This is a genomic window from Streptomyces sp. NPDC001828 (assembly GCF_042892175.1).
GTDB lineage: Bacteria > Actinomycetota > Actinomycetes > Streptomycetales > Streptomycetaceae > Streptomyces.
In genome coordinates, this window is record NZ_JBIATV010000014.1 from 114,455 (window position 1) to 139,739 (window position 25,285).

Here is a 25,285-nt window from a genome sequence, read left to right on the forward strand (position 1 = left end):
ACCTAAATTAGGGTTACCTAACTACCGTCTCTCCAGGCCCGCCAGAGCCGCGCGTAACGGCCGCCCAGGGCCACCAGCTCCTCGTGCGTGCCCTGCTCCACGACCCGCCCGGCATCGAGCACGGCGATCCGGTCGGCGGCCATCGCCTGGGTCAGCCGGTGCGCCACGAACAGCGTGGTGCGGCCCGCGCAGGCGGCCTGGACGGCGCGCTCCAGCTCGGCGGCGCCTTCGCTGCCCGCCTCCGCGGTCGACTCGTCGAGCACCACCACCGGCGCACGGCCCAACACGAGCCGGGCGAGGGCCACATGGGCGACCTTCATACCGTCCAGGCGCTCGCCGCCCTCGCCGACCGCCGTGTAGAGCCCGTCGGGCAGCGCCTCGACCCACCCGTCGGCGCCCACCGTGCGCAGCGCGTCGGTGAGTTCGGCGTCGCTCGCCCCCGGCGCGGCCAGCCGGAGGTCGTCGGCGAGCGGGCCGGAGAAGACGTGGGTCTCCTGGGTCAGGACGCTCACCAGCGCCCGCGCCCCGACCTCGTCCAGATCGGCGAGATCGGTCGACCCGATGCGCACCGACCCGGCCGTCGGGGTCTCGATGCCGGCGATGAGGGCGGCAAGCGTCGTCTTGCCCGCGCCCGTCGCTCCCACCAGGGCGAGCGAGCCGCCCGCCGGGATCGTCAGGCCGACGTCCCGAAGGACCGGCTCCTCCGCCCCCGGGTAGGAGAACGTCAGGCCCTTCACCGTCACGGGGTACGAACTGCCCTGCCGCGGTGCGGTGTCCGCCTGACCGACCAGCCGCTCCGCCGCCGGCTCGGTCAGCACCCCGACGAGCCGGGTCAGGCTCGCGCCCGACTTCTGCGCCTCGTCGAAGGTGAACATGATCGCGCCGAGCGGTGTGAACAGGCGGTGGAAGACCAGCGGGGCCGCCGATACGTCACCGAGGCTCGCGGAACCGGTCTCCAGGAGGACGAAGCCCACCACGAGGATCAGCACCAGGCCGATGAACTCCGCGCGGTTCTCCCTGCCGACGAACCGGCCGAAGAAGCGGAACACCTCGATCCCGTAGTCCCGCACCCGCTTCGAGTCGTCGGCCACCTTCTCGCGGAAGGCGCCCTCCAGGCGGTACGCCCGCACCGTGTCGATGCCGTTCAGGCCGCTGATCAGCGCCTGCGCGCGATCGGCCTGGGCGAGCCGCTGCTTGCGGTAGAGCGGGGCGGACCGGGGCAGGTACCAGCGCAGGGCCAGCGCGTAGGCGGGCAGCGCGCAGGCCCCCGCGAGGCCGAGCCGCCAGTCGAGCCCGAACATGCCGATCGTGGCGACGGCCACCAGGATGCCCGCCGAGAACACCGTGGGGATGGCCGAGCGGATGCCCTTGGACAGGACGGCGACGTCGTCGCCGACCCGGGACAGCACATCGCCGCGGCCCACCTGTTCGACCCGGGCGATGGGCATCCCGAGGACGGCCCGGACCGCGCCTTCGCGCAGTTGGGCGAGCAGGTCGGCGCCGAGCCGCCCGATGAGGTAGGTCGATACGGCGGTGGCCGCCGCGCCGAGCAGCGCGGCGGCCACCATCACCACCCCCGTCGTGACCAGGGCCGAGCGCGGCCGGCCCCCGACCACTCCGTCGACCACCTGGCCGAGCAGGAGCACCGGGAGCATCTGGAGCGCCGCCCCGGCCACCGTGCTGAACACGGTGGCGGCCGTGAGCCAGGGCATCTCGCGGCAGTGCGCCGCGACCCAGCGGGCCGCCTCACGGCCACCCGTGGTGCGCAGGGTGGCCGGGGCGGCGCGCGTTTCGGTGACGCTCACGCCTGGCCGGCCGACTTGACGAGCTGGTCGATGGCGTAGGGCAGCGAGAGGAGGGTGGCCTGCGACATCGCCGCGCCGGCCGCCGGGCCCTCGCTGTCGAGCAGGTAGGACACCTTGTTGGCCTTGGAGACCTTCAGGTTGGAGAAGAGCTTGTCCTTCTTGAGGGCGTCCGTGTCGGCCTTGTCGTTGATGGCGAAGACGCGGTCGACGTCGACGAGGTCCATGCGCTCCGGGGAGAGCTGGGTGGAGAAGTCGGATCCGGCGATCTTGTCGATCTCGGGCCGGCCCTTGAAGCCCATGCCGCTCAGGAGCTGGCCGCGAACGTCCTTGGTGGTGAAGGGCGTGACCGAGTTCTTGTACCAGGACAGCGCGACCGCGGTCTGGTTGGCGAACTCGGGGTGCGCCTTCCTGACCCCGGCGAGCTTGTCCTGGATGCCCTGGACCAGTTGCTTGCCCTCGTCGGCCTTGCCGAGCGCCTTCGCGATGTGGAGGGCGTTGTCCTGCCACGGAGCGCTGAACGGCTCCTTCTCGGTCTTCGTGCGGCCGATCGTCGGGGCGATCTTGGAGAGCTTGTCGTACGCGGCCTTGTCGATCTCGGAGTAGACCGCGACGATCAGATCGGGCCGGAGCGCCGCGATCTTCTCGAAGTTGGGGCCGGTGTCGCCGTTGTTCATGATGACGTCGGGCTTGGCGGTGCCCCACTTGTCCTTCACCCAGGGCCACTGCGTGTTGATGTCGGGGCTCTGGCCCGACGGGTTCGGGTACTGGTCGACCATGCCGACCGGCTTGACGCCGAGCGCGAGGACGTCCTGGTCGTCGGTGTAGCCGACCGTCACGACCCGCTGCGGGGCCTTGTCGACCTTCGTGGATCCGAACGCGTGCTCCACGGTGACCGGGAACGCACCGGCGGCGGCAGGGGCGTTGGCGCCGCCGCTCGTGTCCTTGTCCGCCGAGTCGGAACCGCACCCCGCGAGGAGCCCCACTCCGAGGGCCGCGGCGGACACGGTCGCCGCCAGCCGCCGCCAGGACGTCATAGGTGTCGTTCGGTCGAGGAGCATCCGGAATCCCTTGCTTTCGTACTGTCCACCGCGGCCCCGCATCAGGGCAGGCAAACCTTAGCTTGCGTCAGTAAGGTAAGCCTAGCCTAAGTTTGAGGCCGCGAAGTTCAGTCGCCCAGGCTCGGGACATGGGTCCGGCCGATCGGCACGATCAGCGGCCGGTCGCCCACCGGATCCTCAATCACCTTGGCCCGCAGGCCGAATGCCTCGTGGAGCAGCTCGGGGGTGACCACATCGCGCGGGTGGCCCTGCGCGAGGACCGCACCCGCCTTCATCACGATCAGGTTGTCGCTGTAGCGCGTGGCCAGGTTGAGGTCGTGCAGCACCATGACCACCGTGCACCCCGACTCGTGCAGGTCGTCGACCAGGTCGAGCACGTCGATGGCGTGCGCCAGGTCCAGATAGGTGGTGGGCTCGTCCAGGAGCAGGAGGTCGGTGCCCTGAGCGAGCGTCATCGAGATCCAGGCGCGTTGCCGCTGACCCCCGGAGAGCGAGTCGACGGGGCGGTCGGCCAGGTCGGAAATCCCGGTCAGATCCAGCGCGCGCTCCACGACCGAGACGTCGTCGGAGGACCACTGGCGCAGCCAGCTCTGGTGCGGATGACGGCCCCTGGCGACCAGGTCCGCCACGGTCAGGCCCTCCGGCGCGACCGGCGACTGCGGCAGCAGGCCGAGCTTCTTCGCCACGTCCCGGGTCTTGAGCCGGACGATGTCCTCGCCGTCGAGGACGACCGATCCCCGGGTCGGCTTGAGCAACCGCGTCAGGGTCCTCAACAGGGTTGACTTTCCACACCCGTTGGGGCCGATGATCGTGGTCACCACGCCCGGCGGGATCGTCACGTCGAGGGCGTCGATGACCGTGCGGTCGCCGTATCCGACCGTGACGCCCCTGGCCGCGAGCCGCGGAACGTCGGCGACCCCGGGCTCGGTCGCGGTGATGTACTCAACGGCCATGGCTCCCCCTCTGATTAGGCTTGCCTAACCTTTCTACCATCTAGCGGCGGTTCGCCCGCACCAGGAGGTAGACGAGGAACGGCCCGCCGATCGCGGCGGTGACCACGCCGACCGGCAGGGTGATGGGCAGCGCCGTACGGGCGACCAGGTCCGAGCCGATCAGCAGCAGCGCCCCCACCGTGCCGGAGGCCACCAGGGGCGGCGTCGGATGCTTCGTCAGACGCGCCGCCACCTGCGGGGCCACCATGGCCACGAACGGGACGGGACCCGCCGCGCTCACGGCGAATCCGGCGAGGAGCACCGCGCACAGCAGCAGGACCGCCCGCACCAGCGCGTACCGGACGCCGAGCCCCGCGGCCACGTCGTCGCCGAAGTGCAGGGGCTTGAACTGGAAGGCGACGCAGGCCACGACGGCCATGACGGCGAGAGTGCCCCAGAGCGCCACCCCCACCTCGTCCCACGACCGGTTGTCCAACGAGCCCACCAGCCACGCCTGGGCGCGCGCCACGTCCTTGATGTCGGCGGTGACCAGGAGCCAGGTGGTGATCGCCTGCGTCACGGCACTCACCGAGATGCCGATGAGGATGAGCCGGAAACCGTCGACCCCGCGCCGCCACGCCAGGAAGTACACCAGGAGACCCGTGCCCAGACCGCCCGCGAGCGCCGCCCCGGACAGGCCGACCGAGCCGTTGACCGCGGTCGCGGCCCCGCCCGACACCGTCACCAGGAACACCGCGACCGCGCCGGCGCCGCCGGTGATCCCGAGGATGTCCGGACTGGCCAGCGGGTTGCGGGCGATGGACTGGGTGAGCGCCCCGGAGACCCCGAGGGCGATGCCCACGACGAGCCCGGCCAGCGCCCGCGGCATGCGCAGGTCCATGACCACGAACTCGTCGACCCGCTCGCCCCCGCCGAACAGCGTGGCGATGACCCTCGGCAGGCCGATGGGGAAGTCCCCCACCGCGATGGACACGCAGAACAGCAGGAACGTCGCCGCCAGCAGGAGCAGCGTGACCAGGACGACCCTGGGCCGCCAGACGAACGACACGCCCCCGAGCCGCACCCCCGGCGTCACGGCCGGCTTCACCACGGTCATGTTCATGCGCTCTTGAACTTTCCTCGCAGGACAAGGGCCGCGAAGAAGGGGGCGCCGAGCAGGGCGACGAGGACGCCGACGTCCAGCTCGCCCGGCCGCACCACCACGCGGCCCACGATGTCGCAGACCAGCAGGACGACCGCGCCGAGCAGACCCGCGTACGGCACCAGCCAGCGGTAGTCGGGCCCGGCCAGGTAGCGGGCCACGTGCGCCACCATGAGCCCGAGGAACGCGATGGGGCCGCACGCCGCCGTGGCCGCGCCCGCGAGCAGGGTGATGGCGACGATGCCGACGGTCCGGATGAGCGTGATGTTCACGCCGAGGCCCCGCGCCACGTCGTCACCCAGGTTGAGCAGGTTGACGGAGGGCAGGACGGCCAGGGCCATGACGAGACCGACGACGACGAAGGCGGTCACCGGCCAGATGACACGGAACGGGACGCCCGCCACCGAGCCGGCGTTCCAGAACCGCAGGGCGTTCAGGGCCGCCTTGTCCGACAGCGCGACCGCCGTCGTCATCGCCGCGAGGAACACCGTGACCCCCTGCCCGGCCAGGGCGAGCGTCAGCGGATTGCCGGCGCCCCGGCCGATGCTGGAGAGCCCGAACACGACGACACCGGCGAGCGCGGCGCCCAGGAACGCGAACCAGAGGTACTGGAACGGGTCGGTGAGCCCGAGCAGGGAGATCGCCGTCACGACGGCGAACGAGGCGCCGGTGTTGACCCCCAACAGGCCGGTGTCCGCGATGGGGTTGCGGGTGAATCCCTGGATCAGCGCACCGCCGACGCCCAGCGCGACGCCGGCCACGACCGCGAGCACCGTGCGGGGCAGCCGCACGGTCTGCACGATGAGCCTGATGTCGGTGAGCTTCTGGTCCGGGTCCGACCCCGAGAACAGCCCGTGCCACACCTCGGCGGGGCTCAGGGCGCGGGCGCCCACGGCGATGGAGACCACCGCGGCGACCGCGAGGACCGCGAGGATGACTGCCAAACCCGCGATCCGGCGCCGCCGGGCCACAACGACCCTGACCAGCGCCGGGCGTTCCACTGTAGTCGTGCCCATGCCGACGAAGGCTACCCGGGCCCGGCCGCCCCGCTGACCGGGCACCTCGTCGTCGCCGGGGGCCGGGCCGCCGACGCGACGGCTCGTACGAGGGGGCACGGGCGTTCCTTTCTCGGGCGGTGTTCCGGCTAGCGGGCCGGCTGCGGAACGCCGCCGCCGGCCGCTCCCGCGACGGGCCGCGTCTCGTCGGCCACGCCCTTGAGGTCGCGGTCGAGGATCGAGTCCAGGATCTCGCCGACGCGTATGGCGGTGTTGGACAGCAGGGAGGAGGTGATGCCGTGGGTGTGCTCGGTACCGCCCTGGAGGTAGATGCCGCAGCGCAGTTCGGGGTCGGTCGCCACGCGGTAGTCGCGCTCGACGCGGACGCGTCCCTGCTCGTCGCGGTGGCACCGCTCGGCGACCTCGCCGAGCAGGCCGAGGCCGTCGGCCTGGAGGTACCCGGTGGCGCAGACGACGACGTCGGCGTCCACCACGCTCTCCTCGCCGGTGACCAGGGACGTGACGGTGGCCCGGACCCCGTCGGCGGTCTCCTCGACGCCGGTCAGGCGCGAGATGTTCAGGAAGCGCAGCCGCTCCTCGCCGAGCACCTTCTCCCGGTACGCCTGCCGGTACAGGTCGTCGATGAGGTCGATGTCCACCACGGAGTAGTTGGTGTTGCCGTGGTAGCCCATCAGCCGGCGCTTGACGTCCTCCGGCGCCGTGAAGTACTCGTCGACCGCCTGCGGGTCGAAGATGCGGTTGGCGAAGCTGCTGTCGTCCGCCGGGCTGTAGCCGTAGCGCGAGAAGACCGCGCAGACCTCGGCGTCGGGGAAGCGGCGGTGCAGGTAAGCGACGTTCTCCGCCGCGCTCTGGCCGGCGCCGACGACGACGAAGCGGGTGGGCTCGGTGCCCTCCAGGGCGTCAACCTTCTTCAGGAGGTCCGAGTTGTGCCAGACGCGGTCGGTCCGCTCGATGCCCTCCGGCATGACCGGGCGCAGCCCGGTGCCGACGATGAGGTTGCGGGCGCGGTGCGTGACGACCTCGTCGCCGGACCGGGCCGTCACGTCGACGTACTCCACCACGCCGTCGCGCACGACGGGTTGGACGGCGACGACCTGGTGGCCGTACGAGACCATGTCGTCGACCTTCGCCGCGGCCCACTCGAAGTACTCGTGGAACTCCACCCGGAGCGGGAAAAGGTTCTTGTGGTTGACGAAGTCGATCAGGCGTCCCTTGCTCTGCAGATAGCAGAGGAAGCTGTATTCGCTCGTCGGGTTCCGCAGCGTCACCAGGTCCTTCATGAAGGACACTTGCATCGTCGCGTCGTCGATGAGCATGCCGCGGTGCCACCCGAAGCTCGGCTGCTGCTCGAAGAAGTGAGCGGTGACCGCCTCCTGCCTCCCGACGCGCGCGTTGTGCTCGCTCAGCGCGATCGCCATGGCCACGTTCGACGGGCCGAAGCCGATGCCGATCAGATCGTGGATCACTGGTGCGTCGCCAGGAAGAGCCTGTGACATGTCACTCCCATTCGTGCGGGACAGCCGCCTGTCGGGCGCCGTGTCGAGGGTGGGGAAAAGGGGGAGTCCAGGCGCACCGGTGACCGGCAGCCGAGCGGAACTTAGGTGAGGCTAACCTGATTGAGGCGAGACTGTCGACCAGACAAAGCGGACAGGGAGGAGCACCCCGGGGTCAATCCGGCCCAGAATCGGCCTCGTTGCACTGTTAGGTAAGGCTTGCTTTACTTACCTTGATTGTTTCGCTCTTCTGAGGAGGAACCCCGATGCGGGTCGTCATGTTCGGCTATCAGACCTGGGGCCATCGCACCCTGAAGGCGCTCCTGGACTCCGAGCACGACGTCGTGATGGTCGTGACGCACCCCAAGAGCGAGCACGCCTACGAGAAGATCTGGAGCGACTCGGTCGCCGAACTCGCCGAGGAGCACGGCGTTCCGGTCGTCATCCGCAACCGCCCCGACGACGAGGAGCTGTTCCAGCGGCTCAAGGAAGCCGACCCGGACATCATCGTCGCCAACAACTGGCGCACCTGGATACCGCCCCGCATCTACACGCTGCCGAAGCACGGCACCCTGAACGTGCACGACTCGCTGCTGCCCAAGTACGCCGGCTTCTCGCCGCTGATCTGGGCCGTCATCAACGGCGAGCCCGAAGTCGGCGTGACGGCGCACATGATGGACGAGGTGCTCGACGCCGGCGACATCGTGCGCCAGGAGGCGGTGGCCGTCGGCCCCCGGGACACCGCCACCGACCTCTTCCACAAGACGGTCGACCTCATCGCCCCGGTCACCATCGGCGCGCTCGACCTGATCGCCTCCGGGCAGACGGAGTTCACCAAGCAGGACCGGACGCAGGCCAGCTTCTTCCACAAGCGGGCCGAGGAGGACATCCGGATCAACTGGGACTGGCCCGCCGAGGTCCTGGAACGCCTGGTCCGCGCCCAGTCCGCCCCCTACCCGGCGGCCTTCGCCTTCCACCGGGGCAAGCGCCTGGAGGTGCTCTCCGCGGTCGTCTCCGAGGGCCTTTACGGCGGCACCCCCGGCCGGATCTTCTACCGCGAGGGCGAGGGCGTGGTGATCGTCGCCGGCGCCGACGCCCGCACGGGCCGCAACCACGGCCTGGCCATCACCCGCGTCCGCACGGAGGACGGCCGGGAACTACCCGCCGCCGAGTACTTCACCTCCATGGGCGGCTACCTCACCACCCACCCCTGACCCCCTAGGCCCCACCTGCCCGCCGACCCGCCCCGGACGGTCCCGGGGCGGGTCGGTGCCGTCCGGCTGGGCGGGGCGCTGCGGGAGTTCGCTTTCGCGGGCGGGGCCAAGGGAGTTCGGGTAGAGGCTGGAACTGACGGTAGGTCAATTCCCTTGCCTGGAGGGAAGGTTGAGCCCCGAGGCCGGCATCACACGGGAAACCGACCGCACGGCGACCGGATCAGCCCTCCTCGCGCACCGGCTCCAGAATCGCCACGCACTCCACGTGATGCGTCATCGGGAACAGGTCGAACGCCCGCAGCGTCCGCGGCTTGTAGCCCGCTTCCGCGAAGTACGCCAGGTCGCGGGCCAGGGCCGCCGGGTCGCAGGCCACGTAGGCGATGCGGCGGGCGCCCAGGGCCGCGAGGTGCTTGACCGTCTGCTTGCCGGCGCCGGCGCGGGGCGGGTCCAGGACGATGAGGTCGGCTTCGCTGATCTTCGTGCGGGGCAGCACCTGCTCGACCTTGCCCTGTTCCACGCGGACGCGGGGCAGGTCGGCCAGGTTGTGGCGGGCGTCCTCGACGGCGCGCTTGGAGGACTCGATGCCGAGCACCGCGCCCGTCTCGCCCACCCGCTCCGCGATCGCCCCGGCGAACAGGCCGACGCCGCAGTACAGGTCGAGCGCCATCTCGCCCTTGCGCGGCATCAGGCCCTGCATCACGGCCTTCACCAGGGTGTCGGGGGCCTGCGGGTGGACCTGCCAGAAGCCGCCCATGCCGACGCGGTAGGTGCGGCCGTCCGCGCGCTCGCGGACGAAGGCGCGGCCGTGCACGCGGTGCACTCCGCCGTCCTTCTCCTCGACTCGGAGCACCGACACCGGCTTGTCGAGTTCCACCAGGGGCAGTCGGCCGCCCGGCTTCGGGGTGAGGACGACCTGGCGGTCGTGCGAGCCGGAGGCCGCGATCGCCTCGACCGAGGCCAGCGACGGCCACTCGCGCTTCTCGACGCCCAGTTCCGAGACGCCCTCGGAGGCGATCATGCAGTGGTCGATGACCTCGACGTCGTGCGAGCGGTGCTTGCGCAGGCCCGCGCGGCCCTCGTCGTCGATCGCGTACTGGACGCGGGTGCGCCACGCCGGGACCTGGCCCGCGGGGAGCTTGTCGCCCTCGGCGGGCATGACGGTGCCGTCCCAGCCGGCCTGCTCGGGGGTGAGGCCGGCGAGCCGCTGGAGCTGCTCGGCGATGACCTCGCCCTTGAGGCGGCGCTGGGCGCCGGGCTTGGCGTGCTGCCAGTCGCAGCCGCCGCACTTGCCGGGGCCCGCGAAGGGGCAGGGGGCCTCGACGCGGTCCTTGGACGCCTCCACGACGCGTACCGCGTCCGCACGCAGGAAGCGCGAGTCCTCCTCGCCCTCGGTGACGCGGGCCACGATCTTCTCGCCGGGCAGGGCGTGGCGCACGAACAGGACGCGGCCCTCGGCGGTGCGGGCGATGCAGTGGCCGCCGTGCGCGACGGGGCCGACCTCGACCTCGTACTCCTCACCGACCAGCGACGACAGCGACGGCTCGGATGCCGTCGGCTCGGGTGCCGACGACTCGGGTGCGTTCTGCTGCATGGGTGGGTGACTCCAGAGATGAGGGGAAGAACGGCGGCGGCCCGGCGAACAGCCCACCAGTCTACGTGGGTGTCGCCCGGCCGCCCGCCACGGGCACGGCGCCCGCGCCGCTCGGCACCGCGGCGCGCCCGCGCGCCCGGGCCGCTCAGCTCTTGTTGCTGGGCTCCTTGGGCCGGGCCACCGGGCCGCGGCGCACCGCGCCCGGAGCGTTCCAGTCCGCACGCCTGCGGGCCCGCTTCTTAGCGGCCTCGGAGGACTCCAGCTGGTAGGGGACGGAGGTCACCATGACGCCGGGGGTGAACAGGAGACGGCCCTTGAGCCGCAGCGCGCTCTGGTTGTGCAGCAGGTGCTCGTACCAGTGGCCGACGACGTACTCGGGGATGAACACGCTGATCGCGTCGCGCGGGCTCTCGCGGCGCAGGCTGCGGACGTACTCGATGATCGGCCGGGTGATCTCGCGGTAGGGCGAGTCGAGGATCTTCAGCGGTACGTTGATGCCGCGCCGCTCCCACTCCTCCTTGAGGGCCTTCGTCTCGACCGGGTCGACCGAGATGGACAGCGCCTCCAGCTGGTCGGAGCGCATCAGCTTGGCGTAGGCGAGGGCGCGCAGGGTGGGGCGGTGGACCTTGGAGACCAGGACGATCGAGTGCACGCGCGAGGGCCGCAGGCTGTCGTCGGTGGGCTCGTCGGGGGCGGCGATCTCGGCGGCGACCCGGTCGTAGTGCTTGCGGATCGCGGTCATCGTTCCGTAGAAGATCACCATGCCGAGCAGCGCGACCCAGGCGCCGTGGGTGAACTTCGTCGCGAGGACGACGACGAGCACCAGGCCGGTGAAGAACGCGCCGAACGCGTTGATCGCGCGGGAGCGGACCATGTGGCGGCGCTTGGCGGGGTCGCGCTCGGTGGCCAGATGGCGGTTCCAGTGGCGGACCATGCCGGTCTGGCTGAGCGTGAAGGAGACGAAGACGCCGACGATGTACAGCTGGATCAGCCGGGTCGAGTCCGCGCCGTAGATGACGACGAGCAGCACCGCGGCGCCGGCGAGCAGCACGATGCCGTTGGAGAACGCGAGGCGGTCGCCGCGGGTGTGCAGCTGGCGGGGCAGATAGCGGTCCTGGGCGAGGATCGAGCCGAGCAGCGGGAAGCCGTTGTACGCGGTGTTCGCCGCGAGGAACAGGACGAGGGCGGTGGCCGCGGCGAGCACGATGAACAGGAAGCTGCCGTGGCCGAAGACGGCCTCGGCGACCTGCGAGATCACCGGGTTCTGCACATAGCCGGAGCCGAGCGGGGTGCCGTTGTGCAGCAGGTCCTCGCCGGGCTTCTCCGCCATGCGCACATGGGTCGACATGGCGAGCGCGATGATGCCGCAGAACATGGTGACGGCGAGGCCGCCCATCAGGGCGAGCGTGGTGGCGGCGTTCTTCGACTTCGGCTTGCGGAAGGCGGGGACGCCGTTGCTGATCGCCTCGACTCCGGTGAGCGCGGCACAGCCGGAGGAGAAGGCGCGCAGGAGGAGGAAGACCATGGCGAAGCCCGCGAGGCCCTGGTGCTCGGCCTTGATCGTGTAGTCCGCGGTCGGTGCCTTCATGGTGTCCCCGAGCACGATCCCGCGGAAGGCGCCCCAGGCGATCATGACGAAGACGCCGGCGACGAAGACGTACGTCGGGATCGCGAAGAGCTTGCCCGACTCCTTCATGCCGCGCAGGTTCAGCAGCGTGAGCAGGACGATCACGGCCACCGCGCAGAGCACCTTGTGCTCGACGATGAACGGGATCGCGGAGCCGAGGTTCTCGATGCCCGAGGCGATGGAGACGGCCACGGTCAGCACGTAGTCGACGAGCAGGGCGCTCGCGACGGTGAGTCCGGCCTTCGGCCCGAGGTTGGTGTTGGCGACCTCGTAGTCGCCGCCGCCGCTCGGGTAGGCGTGCACGTTCTGCCGGTAGGAGGCGACCACGGTGAACATCAGCACCACGACCGCGAGCGCGATCCAGGGGCTGAAGTGGTACGCCGACACACCCGCCACGGAGAGCACCAGGAGTACTTCTCCGGGTGCGTACGCAACGGACGAGAGCGGGTCGGAGGCAAAGACGGGAAGTGCGATGCGCTTGGGGAGGAGCGTTTCTCCCAGCTTGTCGCTGCGCAGCGCCCGGCCGATCAGGATCCGTTTGGGCACGTCGGTCAGTTTGGACACGCAGAGGATCGTAAGCGCTCTGTCCGAATAAGGCCCACCCGCCTCCCCCGGGCGGTGATGCGCCAGGGGGCACTGAGTGAGTGCATCCCCGGGCGGGCCGCATAAGCTCATCACGCGGCAACGTGGATTTCGGTTGCCACGCTGTTGCCCGGCTAGCCGAGAAGGAAGTAGTGAGCAGGGTGTTTGCGCAGGTCATCGGGGCGACCAGGAGTGCGGGGTAAGGGGACGTGCACATCGTCATCATGGGCTGCGGGCGAGTGGGAGCCGCTCTCGCGCAGGCCCTGGAACAGCAGGGGCACACCGTCGCGGTGGTGGACCAGGACCCCACCGCTTTCCGTCGGCTGGGTTCGGGCTTCGGCGGGCGCCGGGTCACCGGTGTCGGTTTCGACCAGGACACCCTGCGCGAGGCGGGCATCGAGGAGGCCGGCGCGTTCGCGGCGGTCTCCAGCGGCGACAACTCCAACATCATCGCGGCCCGCGTCGCGCGCGAGATGTTCGGCATCGAGAACGTGGCGGCGCGGATCTACGACCCCCGGCGGGCCGAGGTCTACCAGCGCCTGGGCATCCCGACGGTCGCCACGGTCAGCTGGACCGCGGACCAGATGCTGCGGCGGCTGCTGCCGTCCGGCGCCGAGCCGCTGTGGCGCGACCCGAGCGGTGGCGTGCAGCTCGCCGAGGTGCACACCTCGACGTCCTGGATCGGCCACAAGATCAGCAAGCTGCAGGAGGAGACCGGCGTACGTGTCGCGTTCCTCACCCGGCTGGGCGAAGCGGTCCTTCCGACGTCCCAGACGGTCCTGCAGGAGGGTGACCTGGTGCACGTCATGATGCGTACCGACGAGGTCGAAAAGGTCGAGGCGGCGTTCGCCCAGGGTCCCGAGGAGGGCGGCAACTGATGCGTGTGGCGATTGCCGGGGCCGGCGCGGTGGGCCGTTCCATCGCGGGCGAGCTCCTGGAGAACGGGCACGAGGTGCTCCTCGTCGACAAGGCGCCCACCGCCATCTCGGTGGAGCGGGTCCCGCTCGCCGAGTGGCTGCTCGCGGACGCCTGTGAGATCACCTCGCTCGACGAGGCGGCGCTGCAGCGCTGCAACGTGGTCATCGCGGCCACCGGCGACGACAAGGTGAACCTGGTCGTCTCGCTGCTCGCGAAGACCGAGTACGGGGTGCCGCGGGTGGTGGCCCGGGTCAACAACCCTAAGAACGAGTGGCTGTTCAACGAGTCGTGGGGCGTGGACGTCGCCGTCTCGACGCCGCGTCTGATGTCCGCCCTGGTCGAGGAGGCGGTGAGCGTCGGCGATCTCGTACGCCTGCTGCGCTTCAGCCACGGTGACGCCAACCTGGTCGAGCTGACGCTGCCGCCGGAGTCGGCGCTCGCCGGCACGCAGGTCGGCGATGTGGCGTGGCCCGAGGACACCTCGCTCGTCACCATCATCCGGGGCACGCGGGTGCTGACGCCGAGCCAGGAGGAGACCCTGGAGGCGGGCGACGAGCTTCTGTTCGTGGCCGCGCAGGCCCGCGAGGAGCAGTTGGAGGACCTCCTCTCGGTCCGCCGCGAGGACTGATCCCGCCGACGGGACACACAGGACGAAGGGCCCGCGACCGTGACGGTCGCGGGCCCTTCGCCGTGCGGCGTACGGGAGTTACGCTCCGGCTTCGCCGCGCGCGGCGGCCTTGCGGGCCTTCTCGGCCGCTTCCTCCGCCTCCATCTCGGCGAAGACGTCGATCGGCGCCGGGGCCTTCGCGAGGAAGACCCAGGTGAGCCAGACCGCGAGCAGGAACGGCGGGATCTTCAGGGCGATCAGGATCCAGCCCAGCTGCGAGGTGTTGGCCCACCAGTACAGCGGGAAGAGGATCGCGCACTTGGCGAGCAGGATGAGCCCCCAGGCCCAACTGGCCTTCGCGTACGCCTTCTTGCGGCCCGGGTTGCGGGTGCGCCAGGACAGGTTCTCCTTGAAGACCGGGCCGAGGATCAGGCCGATCAGCGGCACCCCGCACACCGTGGTGACGATGTAGGCGACCGCAAGGCCGAGCGTGTAGAGCATGCCCGGCAGATAGAAGTCCTTGGCGTTGCCCGTCATCATCGCGAAGACCACGCCGAAGGCCACGCCGAAGACGCCGCTGAAGGCGTGCTTCATGGTGTCCCTGCGGACCAGGCGGACCACGACGAGCAGCAGCGACACCGCGAGGGCGGCGATCGCCGAGGTGTGCAGGTCCTTGTTGATCGTGAAGATCGTGACGAAGAGCAGTCCCGGAAGGACCGTCTCCACCATGCCGCGCACCCCGCCGAACGCCTCGAAGAGCGCGGCCTCGGTCACCGCCTTCGCGTCGGCGGGCGGGGCGGGCGTGGGGGTGGTGGTCGGCTTGTCGACGGACGTCACCGGCTACTCCTGTCCGAGCGGTCGGAGTTCGTATTTGGGGTTGAAGAGGACCCGTCGGCCGTGGCTCAAGGAGATCCGGCCCGAAGCGATGAGCTTGCGGCCCGGCTCGATGCCCACGATCGAGCGCCGTCCCAGCCACACCACGTCCAGCGGGGCGGTGCCGTCGAAGAGCTCTGCCTCAAGGGCCGGCACACCCGCCCGTGGACGCAGGGTGACGGTCCGCAAGGTACCAGTCACCTTCACTATCTGGCGGTCGCTGCACTCGGAGATGCGGGTGCACCCCGTGGCCTGCGTGTCCTCCTGCAGTTCCGCGGAGTGCAGGTCCTCCTGCGAGGTGGACAGCCGGTCGAGCATCCGGCGGAAGCGTCCCGCGGGCTTCTCGGTACGAAGGTCAGCACTCATACAGAAAGCGTACCGGGGTACTCCCCCGCCGGATCAAAGCGTGTGGTCAGCACGTACAGGGCGGGGATACAGCGCCGGTGCGACACGGGCTCGCCCCGGTGCGGCACGGGCCCCGGGAGGTGCGCGGGATCAGCGTTCGAAGCGGTAGCCCATGCCCGGCTCGGTGATGAAGTGGCGCGGGTGCGAGGGATCGAGCTCCAGTTTGCGGCGCAGCTGGGCCATGTAGACCCGCAGATAGTTGGTCTCGGTGCCGTAGGAGGGGCCCCAGACCTCCTGGAGCAGCTGCTTCTGGCTGACCAGGCGGCCGGTGTTGCGCACCAGGACTTCGAGCAGGTGCCATTCGGTGGGCGTGAGGCGTACGTCGCGGCCGTCCCGGTTGACCTTCTTGGCGGCGAGGTCGACGGTGAAGCCCTCGGTCTCGACCGTCACCACGTCGTCGGCGCCGTCCGCGCCGCCGACCGGTTCGGCCCGGCGCACCGCTGCGCGCAGCCGGGCGAGCAGCTCGTCCATGCCGAAGGGCTTGGTGACGTAGTCGTCGGCGCCCGCGTCGAGGGCCTCGACCTTCTCGTCGGAGGTGTGCCGGGCGGAGAGGACCAGGATGGGGACCCGGGTCCAGCCGCGCAGGCCCCGGATGACCTCGACGCCGTCCATGTCGGGCAGGCCGAGGTCGAGCACGACCACGTCGGGGTGGCGGGCGGCGGCGAGCTGGAGGGCGGTCGCGCCGTCGGGGGCCGCGTCCACCTCGTACTTCCTCGCCTTGAGGTTGATCACGAGCGCGCGCACGATCTGCGGCTCGTCCTCGACCACGAGCACCCGGGTCATCTGGGATACCTGCCTTCTGCGGTGGCTGTCGATGCGGTGGGGTTCATGAGGTGACCTGCGCGGAGAGGCCGGCGGGGGCCCGGCCGGGACCGGGGGCGGCGCGGACGGTGAGCACCATGGTGAGGCCGCCGCCGGGGGTGTCCTCCGCCGCGAGCGTGCCGCCCATGGCCTCGGCGAAGCCGCGGGCGACGGCGAGGCCGAGGCCGACGCCGGCGCCGCGCGGGGCGTCGCCGTAGCGCTGGAAGGGGGCGAAGATGCGGTCCTTGGCGGCGTCGGGGACGCCGGGGCCGCGGTCGGTGACCCGTATCTCGACGCGCTCGGCGAGTCCGCTGGCGGCGACGGTGACGGGGCTGTCGAGCGGGCTGTACTTGACGGCGTTCTCGACGATGTTGGCGACGGCCCGCTCCAGGAGGCCCGGGTCGACCTCGACCATGGGCAGCGTCTCGGGGATGTCGAGGACGACGCTGTCCTCGGGGACGCCGCCGAGCGCCATGGGCACGACCTCGTCGAGGTCGATCTCGCGGATGAGCGGGGTGACGGTGCCGGTCTGCAGGCGGGACATGTCGAGGAGGTTGCCGACGAGGTGGTCGAGGCGGTCGGCGCCGCCCTCGATTCCTTCGAGGAGCTCGGCGCGGTCCTCCTCGGACCATTCCACGTCGTCGGAGCGCAGCGAGGTGACGGCGGCCTTGATGGAGGCGAGCGGGGTGCGCAGGTCGTGGCTGACGGCGGCGAGCAGGGCGGTGCGGATGCGGTTGCCCTCGGCGAGCTTGCGCGCCTCCTCGGCCTCGCCCACCAGGCGCCGTCGGTCCAGGACGACGGCGGCCTGCGCGGCGAAGGCGCCGAGCACCCGGCGGTCCTCGGCGGGCAGCACGCGCCCCGACAGGGCGAGCGCCATGTGGTCGCCGACCGGCATGTCCACGTCCGCGTCCTCGGGCCGGGCGACCGGATGCGGTCCCACGCTGCCCGCCCGCGTCCAGGGCTCGACGTCCCCGGCGCGCTCCAGGAGGGCGACCGACTCCATGGCGAAGGTCTCGCGGACGCGCTCCAGAAGGGCGTCGAGGCTGGTCTCGCCGCGCAGGACGCTGCCGGCCAGGAAGGAGAGGATCTCGGACTCGGCGCGCAGCCGGGCGGCCTGGTGGGTGCGGCGGGCGGCGACGTCGACGACGGAGGCGACCGACACCGCGACCAGGACGAAGATGACGATGGCGACGATGTTCTTGGGATCCGCGATCGTGATCTTGTGGACGGGCGGGGTGAAGTAGTAGTTCAGGAGGAACGAGCCGAACGCGGCCGAGGCGAGCGCCGGGACCAGGCCGCCGAGCAGGGCCGCGGCCACCGTCAGGGTCAGGAAGAGCAGCATGTCGTTGGCGAGCCCGAGGTCCGCGTCGACGTTGGTGAGCAGCACGGTCAGCAGGGCGGGGCCGACCACTCCGGCCGCCCAGCCCCACACGATGCGGGCCCGCCCGAGGCGGGCGCCGCGTGCCACGGGAAGGCCGCGGCCCTTGGCGACCTCGTCGTGGGTGACGATGTGGACGTCGAGGTCGGGCCCGGAGTCACGGGCCACGGTCTGCCCGACGCCCGGCCCGAGGATGTACTGCCAGGCCTTGCGGCGGCTGGAGCCGAGCACGATCTGGGTGGCGTTGACGCCGCGCGCGAAGGCGAGCAGCGAGGCCGGGATGTCGTCGCCTATGACGTGGTGGAAGCTGCCGCCGAGGTCCTCGACGAGGGTGCGCTGGACGGTGAGTTCCTTGGGCGACGCGGAGGTGAGCCCGTCGCTCCTGGCCACGTACACCGCGAGGATCTCGCTGCCGGAGCCCTTGGCGGCCATCCGGGCGGCCCGGCGGATGAGGGTGCGGCCCTCGGGGCCGCCGGTGAGGCCGACGACGATGCGCTCGCGGGCCTGCCAGGTCGACTTGATGTCGTGCTCGCCGCGGTACTGCTGGAGGTATTCGTCGACGCGGTCGGCGACCCAGAGCAGCGCGAGTTCGCGCAGTGCGGTCAGGTTGCCGGGCCGGAAGTAGTTGGACAGGGCCGCGTCGACCTTGTCGGACTGGTAGATGTTGCCGTGCGCCATGCGGCGGCGCAGCGCCTGGGGCGACATGTCGACGAGCTCGATCTGGTCGGCCCGGCGCACCACCTCGTCGGGCACCGTCTCGCGCTGGCGCACCCCGGTGATGGACTCGACGACGTCGCCGAGGGACTCCAGGTGCTGGATGTTGACGGTGGACACCACGTCGATGCCGGCGGCGAGCAGCTCCTCGACGTCCTGCCAGCGCTTGGTGTGGCGGGCGCCGGGGACGTTGGTGTGGGCCAGTTCGTCCACCAGGGCGACGGCGGGGGCGCGCTCCAGGACGGCGTCGACGTCCATCTCGGTGAAGACGCCGCCGCGGTACTCGATCTCGCGCCGCTGAATCTGCTCCAGGCCGTGCAGCATGACCTCGGTGCGGGGCCGGCCGTGGTGCTCGACGAACGCCACGACGCAGTCCGTGCCGCGCTCCACCCGGCGGTGGGCCTCGGAGAGCATGGCGTATGTCTTGCCGACGCCCGGTGCCGCGCCGAGGTAGATCCGAAGCTTGCCGCGTGCCATGGCCCCATTGTCTTTCAGAATTCAGCTCAGTACGCAGGCGGCTGCGTACGCTGCGTCGACCTTACGGCCAACAATTCCGGCAAATGGGGTGGGGGTGGGGCGGGGGCCGCGTATTGACGCGATTCTGACGCCCGCCCCCGTGCTCACGCGCTGTTCAGCTGGGGCCCGTGGTCGACGAGGTGTCCGTCGCTGAGTTCCAGGACGCGGTCGGCGAAGCCGAGGAGCTGGCTGTCGTGGGTGGCGACCAGGACGGTGACGCCCTCGCTGCGGACGACGGCGCGCAGGAGCTCCATCACCGCGAGCCCGGTGTCGGCGTCGAGCTGGCCGGTGGGCTCGTCCGCGATGAGCAGCGCGGGCCGGTTGGCGAGGGCGCGGGCGATGGCGACGCGCTGCTGCTGCCCGCCGGAGAGCTCGCCCGGGCGCTGCTTGGCGTGGTCGCCGAGGCCGACGAGGGAGAGCAGCAGGGCGACGCGCTCCTCGCGCTCGCGCGGGTCGGCCTTCTTGAGCCGCATCGGAACGCCCACGTTCTCGGCGGCGCTGAGGATGGGGATGAGGCCGAAGGACTGGAAGATGAAGCCGATCCGGTCGCGGCGCAGTTCGAGCAGGCCCTCCTCGGCCAGGCCCACGATGTCGGTGCCGTCGACGGTGACCGTACCCGCGTCGGGCCGGTCGAGCCCGCCGAGCAGATTGAGCAGCGTGGTCTTGCCGGAGCCGGAGCGCCCCTTGAGGGCGACGAGCTCGCCGCGCGGCACCTCGAAGGAGACCCCGCGCAGCGCGTGCACGGCGGCGGCGCCGCTGCCGTACGAGCGGTGCAGGTCCTCGACCCGGACCATCGGCCCGCCCGTCCGCTCCCCCGCGACGGCCGTCCCGCCGCCCTGTGCCGTGGTGCCCTGCGTCATGCGTGTCCCCCCGTACGTACGTGTGCGCGACCGGGCGCCAGTATGGGTGGATTGTGCCCGGCCGGGCAATGGATCGCCGGAGATCTGCCCGCGATGCCCGGGCGGACGGGGGCCGCGGGGGCAACGCGGCACCGGCCGCGCCCGTCAAGTGCCGGGCGGGGAGGCCCGGTTGGCGTCCAGGACGGCGGGCGGCCGCGGAGGCGGCCGCCCGGGACGGGCGGCGGCTCAGCGGACGGCCGGCGCGGCTCGGAACCGGAAGCTCCGGATACGCCGATGGGCCGCGCCCCGGTCAGGTGGCGCGGCCCGTCGGGCACGGAAGGGGCGGGGTCAGCGGATCTCGGTGACCTCGGGACCGCGCTGGAGCTGGCCCATGCCGCCGGAGAAGCGCGAGCCCTCCTGGTCCTCCTGCTGCACGCCCTCGGGCACCATCTGCGCGTCGTTGGGCAGCTTCAGGACGATCGGGTCGCGGGGCGCCATCGGGCCCTCGCCGCGCACCACGACGGTGTCGCGGAAGATCGTCTCGAGCAGCCCGGCGGCCTGCGGCTGCACCGCGCCCTGGCCGGAGATGACACCGCGCAGGAACCAGCGCGGGCCGTCGACGCCCACGAAGCGGACCATCTGGACCCCGTTGGCCCCGTCGGGCAGCTGCACCGGGACCTGCGCGCGCAGCTCCCAGCCCAGCGGGCCCTCGACCTCGTCGATGATGCCGCCCTGCTGGGTGATGCCGGAGGCGATCTCCTCGCGGACCTCGCCCCAGATGCCTTCCTTCTTCGGTGCCGCGAAGGCCTGCAGCTGGACCGCGCTGTCGTTCAGGACGACCGTGGCCGCCACGATCGCGTCGCCCGCGACCTCGACCCGCAGCTCCATGCCCTCGACCCCGGGGACGAAGAGTCCGCCGAGGTCCACCCGGCCCTCGCCGGGCTCGGTCACCTCGGAGACGTCCCAGGGTCCGTCGGGACGGGGTGCCGGCGGCAGGTTCACCCTGCGCACCTGGGCCTCGTCACCGGCTCCGGCCGCTGCTTCGTCGGCCTCGGTGCCCTCGACAACCTGCTCGGCCTCGCCCGCCGAGTCCTCGGCGGTACCGCTCTTCTTGCGACGTCCGAACACGTCACTGTCCTTCCCGGTCGGATACGACCGAAGCGTATCGATTCCCACCCGTAGTGCCGCCAGTGGCGGCCGAACCGTCCACGGCGGCATGACCGCCGGTGGACCCGAAGCCCCCCTCGGCCCGCGCCGAGCCGGGAAGCTCCGCCACCTCGTGGAAGCGCACCTTCTCGACCTGCTGGACGACCAGTTGGGCAATGCGGTCGAAACGCTCGAACCGCACGCTCTCGCGCGGGTCGAGGTTGACCACGATCACCTTGATCTCTCCACGGTACCCGGCATCCACCGTCCCCGGGGCATTCACCAGGGCGACACCGCAGCGGGCGGCGAGCCCGGAACGGGGGTGCACGAAGGCCGCGTAGCCGTCGGGCAGCGCGATGGAGACGCCGGTCGCCAGGACCGCCCGCTCGCCCGGCGCGAGCTCGGCGGCCTCGGTGGTCACGAGATCGGCTCCGGCGTCGCCCGGGTGCCCGTACGCCGGGATCGGCACCTCCGGGTCGACTCGGCGGATGAGGACATCTACGGGTTCACGCGTCACGGGTTCACCTCGAAGGCGCGGGCGCGCCTGACCTGGTCGGGGTCGGACATGGCGGCCTGGATCTCGGCCGGACGTCCGTTGTCGATGAAGTGGTCCACCTTCACCTCGATGAAGAGGGCCTGGGCACGGACCGCCACGGGTCCCTCGGGACCGCCGGTGCGGCCGGTGGCCCGGGAGTAGATCTTGCGTCCGGCGACCGCGGTGACCTCGGCCTCCAGGTACAGCACCGTGCCGACCGGGACCGGGCGGACGAAGTCCGTCTCCAGGCGGCCGGTCACCGCGATCACCCGCAGCAGCCAGTTCAGCGAGCCGAGCGTCTCGTCGAGCGCGGTGGCGAGGACCCCGCCGTGGGCGAGGCCCGGGGCGCCCTGGTGGGCCTCCCGCACGGTGAACTCGGCGGTGACGGTCACGCCTTCTCCGGCACGGGCGGCGAGGTGCAGTCCATGGGGCTGTCCGTCGCCGCAGCCGAAGCAGTGCCCGTAGTGCGCACCGAGCAGCTCGCCGGATGCGGGCGCCTCGGGGTGCCGCACCGGCGCTATGGCGTCGGCCGGGGGTGTCAGGGACGCAGATGTAGCAGTCACAGGCGCAGACCTTACCCGCGGTCAAGCGGCAGGTCGCGCCGTGCCAAGCTAGCTTCCATGCAGCCCAACGCCCCGCAGTACGCAGAACGCCTCACCGCGCCCCGCTCCTGGTGGTTCATCTCCCTGCTGGTCGGCTTCGCGTGCGCCCTGATGCTGCTGCCGGTGGGCACCCTGCCGATGCTGGCCGGCTTCGTGGGCGGCACGGCGGTGTCGTGGGTGGTGGTCAGCTCGTACGGCTCGGTGCGGATCCGGGTGCTCCCGGACACGCTGGTCGCGGGCGAGGCCCGGATTCCGGTCCGGGCGCTGGGCGAGGCCGAGGTCCTGGACGCCGACGAGGCGCGGGCCTGGCGGCTGCACAAGGCCGATCCGCGCGCGTTCATGCTGCTGCGGGCCTACATCCCGACGGCGGTGAAGGTGCAGATCACGGATCCGGCGGACCCGACTCCGTACGCCTACCTCTCGACCCGTGACCCCGAGGCGCTCAAGGCGGCCCTGAACGCGGTGCGCACGGCCTGAGGCCGGCGAACAAGCGCCCGTCGGCGGTGTGCCCGGCCCGTCAGTGGCCGAGTTCCCTGGGGCCCGGCGCCTGCGGCAGCGGGTTCTCCGGCTGTTCGAGGGCGGGCAGCTCGGGCAGCGCGTCCCAGGGCACCTGGCGTTCGCGCAGGTCCTTCCTGATGTGCCCGGCGAGCTTCTTGGTGTCGCGGCGGTTCATCACGGCGCCGACCGCCGCGCCGACCATGAACGGTGTCAGGTTCGGCAGGTTGCGGACCAGGCGCTTCATGATCTGCTGGCGCAGTTCGCGCTTCATCTGGCCGCCGAGCGCGAAGTTCAGCGTCGTCGGCTTGGTGACGTCGATGCCGCGCTCCTCGGTCCAGGACGTCAGATACGCCATGGAACGCTCTTTGAGGTTGCCGGGCGGCCGCATTCCGTAGACCTCGTGCAGCTCGGCGATGAGCTTCAGCTCGATGGCGGCGACGCCGGTGATCTCCGCGGCCAGCTCGGCGGGCATCGCGGGCGGGACGGGCATCATCGCGGCCGCGCCGACTCCCGCGCCGACCGTGGAGGTGCCGTTGGCGGCGCCCGCGATCAGCTTGTCGGCGATCTCCTCCGGGCCGAGGCCGGGGAACTGCGTGCGCAACGTCGCCAGATCCCGCACGGGAATGCGGGGGGCGACGTCGATGACGCGGTCGGCAAGGTGGCCGAGCGAGGCCTTCAGGCCCTCGCCGCTCTTGCGTACGCCCTTCTTGAGCACCGGAACGCTCTTCTTCAGGGCGGGAACGCCCTTCTCCAGAGCGCCCTTGCGCAGGGCGTCCAGGCGTCGGGCCCCGGCCGCGGGCCCCGCCTCTGCCGTCTCCGGTGCCGTGAGCGCTGCTTCGAGCGAGGCCTGGTGGCCCCGCTCGGCGTCACGTGCACCCTCGACCGCGCTCACCGCAGGGAGACGGTCCGGCTCGGCGGGGGCTTCCACGCCTTCTGCCGGGCCTGTGCCGCCCTGTGGGGCCTCGGTGGAACCCGGGGCACCCTTCCTCCGGAACGGTCGCTTCCGGGGCGGTTTCGCGCCTGTCACGGCTTGCCTGCTCAGTCGCAGTCGCGGCAGATCGGCTGGCCGTTCTTCTCCCGGGCCAGCTGGCTGCGGTGGTGCACGAGGAAGCAGCTCATGCAGGTGAACTCGTCGGCCTGCTTGGGCAGGACGCGGACGGCGAGCTCTTCGTTGGACAGGTCCGCGCCGGGCAGTTCCATGCCCTCGGCGGCCTCGAAGTCGTCGACGTCGACGGTCGAGGTGGACTTGTCGTTACGCCGGGCCTTCAGCTCTTCAAGGCTGTCGGAATCGACGTCGTCGTCGGTCTTGCGTGGGGTGTCGTAGTCCGTTGCCATGTCGCTCTCCCCCTCTGGGTAGTTGCGGTGTCTCAGCGCACGTAACGCGTGAGAGGCCGGACTTGTGCCCGACCTGAGGCGGAGATTTTGCCTCACATCAAGGTCTGTTACTCAATCGACACCCAACCGCACTCCTCAAGAGTGATCGTCTTGGATGGCGATCGGGACCGTACACGGTCCTAATGTCGCACTTCACCCGTGCCACCCCGTGTACTTCCCGTGATCTCACCCCCTGGAAACCCGGACTTTTACCGGGATTCCAGGGGATTCAGCGATCACGGAGAGTAGGTGGCCGGAAGTTTGCCCCTGTGACTGATCACACACGAAACTCACAGGAACAGTTCCCGAAAATTCCGCGCAAAGCGAACTGCCAAAACGGCTTCGAGCAGCGTCTCAGACCGGCAGGGTGACACGCATCACGAGGCCGCCGCCTTCGCGGGGCTCCGCGATGATACGGCCTCCGTGGGCCCGCGCGACCGACCGGGCGATCGAGAGGCCGAGCCCGACGCCCTTGTCGCTGCCCGTGCGCTCGGTGCGCAGCCGCCGGAACGGCTCGAAGATGTTGTCGATCTCGTAGGCCGGGACCACCGGCCCCGTGTTGGTGACGAGCAGCGTCGCGTGCCCGTCCCTGAGCTCGGTGACCACCTCGACCCAGCCGTCCTCCACGATGTTGTAGCGGACGGCGTTCTGCACCAGGTTGAGCGCGATGCGCTCCAGGAGCACGCCGTTGCCCTGCACGACGGCGGGGCCGCGCTCGCCGCGCACCTCGACGCCCTTGGCCTCGGCCTCCGCCCTCGCCTGGTCGATGGCGCGGGACGCGACCTCGGCGAGGTCGACCGGCTTGCGGTCGATGATCTCGTTGTCGCTGCGGGCGAGCAGCAGCAGGCCCTCCACGAGCTGCTCGCTGCGCTCGTTGGTGGCGAGCAGCGTCTTGCCGAGCTGCTGGAGCTCCACGGGGGCGCCGGGGTCGGACAGGTGCACTTCGAGCAGCGTGCGGTTGATCGCCAGCGGGGTGCGCAGCTCGTGCGAGGCGTTGGCGACGAACCGCTGCTGGGCGGTGAAGGCCCGCTCCAGGCGGTCCAGCATCTCGTCGAAGGTGTCGGAGAGCTCCTTGAGCTCGTCGTCGGGGCCGTCCAGCTCGATCCGCCGGGTCAGGTCCGTACCGGCCACGCGGCGGGCGGTACGGGTGATCCTGCCGAGCGGCGACAGGACGCGGCCGGCCATCGCGTACCCGAAGGCGAAGGCGATGACGCTGAGGCCGACCAGGGCGAGCAGGGAGCGGCTGAGGAGGTTGTCCAGGGCGTGCTGGCGCTGCTGGGCCATGCAGACGCTGATGGCGTCGTTGAACTCCCCCGACGTGCCCTGGTTCGGCAGCTGGCAGATGCTGCTGGAGACCGTGATGTTCTGGCCGCCCACGATCTTGAAGGGGGCGCTGCCGCCGGTGTGCAGGGCCTGCGCCGCCAGCAGATAGATGATCGACAGAAGCAGTATTCCGGCGATCATGAACATGCCGCCGTAGAGCAGCGTGAGACGTATCCGGATGGTCGGCCGCAGCCACGGGAAGGGCGGTTCGGCCGACTTCGGGGCCCAGGTGGGCTTCGGGGGCGCCGTCGGCGGCGCGGGGGTGGCGGCCACCGC

General features: G+C 71.1%; 23 protein-coding genes. 4 read left to right on the forward strand and 19 right to left on the reverse strand.

The genetic code is table 11. The features are described 5' to 3' along the window. Positions 1-17 precede the first annotated feature (17 nt). The 6 genes from ACFYZA_RS32050 to ACFYZA_RS32075 form a co-directional block, all read right to left on the reverse strand. A complete protein-coding gene (locus ACFYZA_RS32050; protein ID WP_388494245.1) occupies positions 18-1,805 on the reverse strand; it encodes an ABC transporter ATP-binding protein in 1,788 nt (595 codons plus the stop codon). Then, positions 1,802-2,863, reverse strand: a complete 1,062-nt coding sequence (locus tag ACFYZA_RS32055) for an iron-siderophore ABC transporter substrate-binding protein (RefSeq protein ID WP_388494246.1) — start codon at positions 2,861-2,863, stop codon at positions 1,802-1,804. Before ACFYZA_RS32055 ends, ACFYZA_RS32050 begins: the two co-directional genes overlap by 4 nt. A 107-nt stretch (positions 2,864-2,970) precedes the next feature. Then, positions 2,971-3,816, reverse strand: coding sequence for an ABC transporter ATP-binding protein (locus ACFYZA_RS32060; protein WP_388494247.1), 846 nt, complete (start codon positions 3,814-3,816; stop codon positions 2,971-2,973). Positions 3,817-3,856: 40 nt separating this feature from the next. Next, positions 3,857-4,918 (reverse strand): FecCD family ABC transporter permease, encoded by a 1,062-nt coding sequence (locus tag ACFYZA_RS32065; RefSeq protein ID WP_388494248.1) that lies wholly within the window; start codon positions 4,916-4,918, stop codon positions 3,857-3,859. Next, the gene (locus tag ACFYZA_RS32070) at positions 4,915-5,973 is read right to left on the reverse strand and encodes a FecCD family ABC transporter permease (RefSeq protein WP_388494312.1); all 1,059 of its coding nucleotides are present in this window, start codon (positions 5,971-5,973) and stop codon (positions 4,915-4,917) included. The genes ACFYZA_RS32065 and ACFYZA_RS32070 overlap by 4 nt, the downstream gene beginning before the upstream one ends. 128 nt (positions 5,974-6,101) lie before the next feature. Then, on the reverse strand, positions 6,102-7,469 hold the full coding sequence (locus tag ACFYZA_RS32075; RefSeq protein ID WP_382590207.1) for a lysine N(6)-hydroxylase/L-ornithine N(5)-oxygenase family protein: 1,368 nt from the start codon (positions 7,467-7,469) through the stop codon (positions 6,102-6,104). 263 nt (positions 7,470-7,732) lie between these two features. On the opposite strand from ACFYZA_RS32075, the gene ACFYZA_RS32080 reads away from it, so the two are divergent. After that, positions 7,733-8,680, forward strand: a complete 948-nt coding sequence (locus ACFYZA_RS32080; RefSeq protein WP_382590204.1) for a methionyl-tRNA formyltransferase — start codon at positions 7,733-7,735, stop codon at positions 8,678-8,680. A 220-nt stretch (positions 8,681-8,900) separates the two neighbouring features. On the opposite strand, the gene ACFYZA_RS32085 is transcribed toward ACFYZA_RS32080, so the two are convergent. Together ACFYZA_RS32085 and ACFYZA_RS32090 are read right to left on the reverse strand one after the other, a co-directional pair. After that, a complete protein-coding gene (locus ACFYZA_RS32085) occupies positions 8,901-10,271 on the reverse strand; it encodes a class I SAM-dependent RNA methyltransferase (RefSeq protein ID WP_388494249.1) in 1,371 nt (456 codons plus the stop codon). A 145-nt stretch (positions 10,272-10,416) separates the two neighbouring features. Next, the gene (locus ACFYZA_RS32090; protein WP_382590186.1) at positions 10,417-12,462 is read right to left on the reverse strand and encodes an APC family permease; all 2,046 of its coding nucleotides are present in this window, start codon (positions 12,460-12,462) and stop codon (positions 10,417-10,419) included. A gap of 227 nt (positions 12,463-12,689) precedes the next feature. On the opposite strand from ACFYZA_RS32090, the gene ACFYZA_RS32095 reads away from it, so the two are divergent. After that, entirely contained in the window at positions 12,690-13,358 is a 669-nt protein-coding gene (locus tag ACFYZA_RS32095) for a TrkA family potassium uptake protein (protein WP_100575932.1), read from the forward strand. Beyond that, positions 13,358-14,026 (forward strand): TrkA family potassium uptake protein, encoded by a 669-nt coding sequence (locus ACFYZA_RS32100; RefSeq protein ID WP_114039927.1) that lies wholly within the window; start codon positions 13,358-13,360, stop codon positions 14,024-14,026. The genes ACFYZA_RS32095 and ACFYZA_RS32100 overlap by 1 nt, the downstream gene beginning before the upstream one ends. 78 nt (positions 14,027-14,104) lie before the next feature. Here the strand turns inward: ACFYZA_RS32100 and ACFYZA_RS32105 are convergent, their stop codons facing one another. The 8 genes from ACFYZA_RS32105 to ACFYZA_RS32140 form a co-directional block, all read right to left on the reverse strand. Beyond that, entirely contained in the window at positions 14,105-14,842 is a 738-nt protein-coding gene (locus tag ACFYZA_RS32105) for a DUF3159 domain-containing protein (protein ID WP_382590181.1), read from the reverse strand. Between the two features lie 3 nt (positions 14,843-14,845). After that, positions 14,846-15,244, reverse strand: a complete 399-nt coding sequence (locus ACFYZA_RS32110; protein ID WP_100575930.1) for an OB-fold nucleic acid binding domain-containing protein — start codon at positions 15,242-15,244, stop codon at positions 14,846-14,848. A 129-nt stretch (positions 15,245-15,373) separates the two neighbouring features. After that, positions 15,374-16,066, reverse strand: coding sequence for a response regulator (locus ACFYZA_RS32115; RefSeq protein WP_382590176.1), 693 nt, complete (start codon positions 16,064-16,066; stop codon positions 15,374-15,376). Between the two features lie 43 nt (positions 16,067-16,109). Continuing rightward, a complete protein-coding gene (locus ACFYZA_RS32120; protein WP_382590173.1) occupies positions 16,110-18,653 on the reverse strand; it encodes an ATP-binding protein in 2,544 nt (847 codons plus the stop codon). A gap of 143 nt (positions 18,654-18,796) precedes the next feature. After that, the gene (locus ACFYZA_RS32125; protein WP_388494250.1) at positions 18,797-19,552 is read right to left on the reverse strand and encodes an ABC transporter ATP-binding protein; all 756 of its coding nucleotides are present in this window, start codon (positions 19,550-19,552) and stop codon (positions 18,797-18,799) included. A 327-nt stretch (positions 19,553-19,879) separates the two neighbouring features. Next, positions 19,880-20,659 carry a DUF3710 domain-containing protein gene (locus ACFYZA_RS32130; RefSeq protein ID WP_382590167.1) on the reverse strand — a complete coding sequence of 260 codons (780 nt, stop codon included), beginning with the start codon at positions 20,657-20,659 and terminating at the stop codon, positions 19,880-19,882. A gap of 1 nt (position 20,660) precedes the next feature. After that, on the reverse strand, positions 20,661-21,194 hold the full coding sequence (gene dut / locus ACFYZA_RS32135; protein WP_120720889.1) for a dUTP diphosphatase: 534 nt from the start codon (positions 21,192-21,194) through the stop codon (positions 20,661-20,663). Then, positions 21,191-21,775, reverse strand: a complete 585-nt coding sequence (locus ACFYZA_RS32140) for a PaaI family thioesterase (RefSeq protein ID WP_388494251.1) — start codon at positions 21,773-21,775, stop codon at positions 21,191-21,193. Before ACFYZA_RS32140 ends, dut begins: the two co-directional genes overlap by 4 nt. 57 nt (positions 21,776-21,832) lie before the next feature. Here ACFYZA_RS32140 and ACFYZA_RS32145 point away from each other — a divergent pair, with 57 nt between their 5' ends. Beyond that, positions 21,833-22,291, forward strand: a complete 459-nt coding sequence (locus ACFYZA_RS32145; protein WP_382590160.1) for a DUF3093 domain-containing protein — start codon at positions 21,833-21,835, stop codon at positions 22,289-22,291. 40 nt (positions 22,292-22,331) lie between these two features. On the opposite strand, the gene ACFYZA_RS32150 is transcribed toward ACFYZA_RS32145, so the two are convergent. The 3 genes from ACFYZA_RS32150 to ACFYZA_RS32160 all read right to left on the reverse strand — a co-directional run bounded on the left by ACFYZA_RS32150 (position 22,332) and on the right by ACFYZA_RS32160 (position 25,282). Then, on the reverse strand, positions 22,332-23,339 hold the full coding sequence (locus tag ACFYZA_RS32150) for a hypothetical protein (RefSeq protein ID WP_382590157.1): 1,008 nt from the start codon (positions 23,337-23,339) through the stop codon (positions 22,332-22,334). Positions 23,340-23,350: 11 nt separating this feature from the next. Further along, the gene (locus ACFYZA_RS32155) at positions 23,351-23,647 is read right to left on the reverse strand and encodes a DUF4193 domain-containing protein (protein WP_100575921.1); all 297 of its coding nucleotides are present in this window, start codon (positions 23,645-23,647) and stop codon (positions 23,351-23,353) included. A 393-nt stretch (positions 23,648-24,040) separates the two neighbouring features. Continuing rightward, complete coding sequence (locus tag ACFYZA_RS32160) at positions 24,041-25,282, reverse strand: sensor histidine kinase (protein WP_388494252.1); 1,242 nt, start codon at positions 25,280-25,282, stop codon at positions 24,041-24,043. Positions 25,283-25,285: the final 3 nt, after the last annotated feature.